Annotated in this window: 3 pseudogenes; 2 read left to right on the top strand and 1 reads right to left on the bottom strand. The window is 42.2% G+C overall.

The window, feature by feature from the left end:
• Positions 1–182, top strand: a pseudogene (locus tag F6K53_RS43415) (DUF433 domain-containing protein); the annotation flags it as partial.
• On the opposite strand, the pseudogene F6K53_RS46360 reads toward F6K53_RS43415, so the two are convergent.
• Positions 144–431 (bottom strand): annotated as a pseudogene (locus F6K53_RS46360) (helix-turn-helix domain-containing protein); the annotation flags it as partial. The pseudogenes F6K53_RS43415 and F6K53_RS46360 sit on opposite strands and share 39 nt — an antisense overlap.
• A 117-nt stretch (positions 432–548) precedes the next feature.
• Between F6K53_RS46360 and F6K53_RS43420 the strand changes: the two are divergent.
• Positions 549–1262, top strand: a pseudogene (locus F6K53_RS43420) (transposase); the annotation flags it as partial.

Below are 1262 nucleotides of genomic sequence, written 5' to 3' on the forward strand. Positions count from 1 at the left end.
GTAGGGAAGTAGAAGCGGAGTATCAAACCGTTTTGAAGATAGCTCAAGAGATTCGAGACTATTGGGAAGAAAAAAATCGGGAGCGTTTTGAGCAGATTGCTAAAAAGCCTCCTCAACCTGGACAAGAAGCGGTTCGTGCTAAATTAAAAGCCTGGAAAATCAAGCGTGAATTTTCTCGATGAAATTCGCTCGATAGTCCCTTCAAAACTATCCCAAATTTCCTCCGGAGAACGGGGTTGCATCGCCTCAGCACGGGCAAATGCCTGTTTGATTATCTGTGAAGCTTTCTCTATTTCCTCGGCGGTAGGTGGGGCTATTTCTTCCCCCTCCCAGTCTACAATCAACAAATCGTTAGGACTACAGTGAAAGAAAGCACAGAGTTGAGCGAGGGTAGTAAAAGCGATTACCCTCGCTTCGCCATTTTCAAGTTCCCTTAATTGTTGGGCTCAAGGGGTGACAAGGGAGCTGTAAACTAGAGAGAATAATGGTTTAAGCCAACCAATCGCCCAAAAAACTGGGAGGTCTCTGTAGCCTCCCCCAAAACAAATATGTTTCCTAAATTCTACCAGACGGTGTTGGAGACTCATCTGACTCCTGGCCAATATCTAACACTACAATTGTTAATTTTACTTTTACAAAATCATCGAAATGTGCGCTTGTCGGACTTAGCTGAACGATTTCCACAACTGATAAAGTATCAGAGCCGAGTACGAAGTTTACAAAGATTTTTAGATTTACCTCAATTGAGTGCCAAACTTTTGTGGTTTCCCATAATAAAGCAAATACTTAAACAAGAGTTGAAGATTCGGAACTCTAATCGAAAACAAAGAAGACAATGTAAAAAGCTTAAGCTTATTCATCAAGGATATCTGCTATTAATTATTGATAGAACTCAATGGAAAGAACGAAATTTAGCGATGCAGCGCGGTCTTGGGGGTTTCCCCCATGAGCGACTGCATCAAGACAATAGTATTAAGTTTAGCTTGGGGTCATCATGCAATTCCTGTATATTGGCAACTTTTGCCGAAAAAAGGAAACAGTAGTTTGGCGGAACAAAAAAAGTTCTAACTCCGGTATTAAGGCGGCTGCACCTCTTACCTGTACTAGTATTAGGAGACCGAGAATTTCACAGTGTTCAGCTAGCTAAGTGGCTACAGGACAGGAAAGTAGACTTTGCTTTGCGTCAGAAAAAAGGGACTTGCCTTCAAGATGATGATGCCGTTTATCGCCCCCTCAAAGATTTAGGAGTTAAGCCAGGAAGG

This window comes from Moorena sp. SIO4A1 (assembly GCF_010672065.1).
In the GTDB taxonomy this organism is placed as follows: Bacteria; Cyanobacteriota; Cyanobacteriia; order Cyanobacteriales; family Coleofasciculaceae; genus Moorena.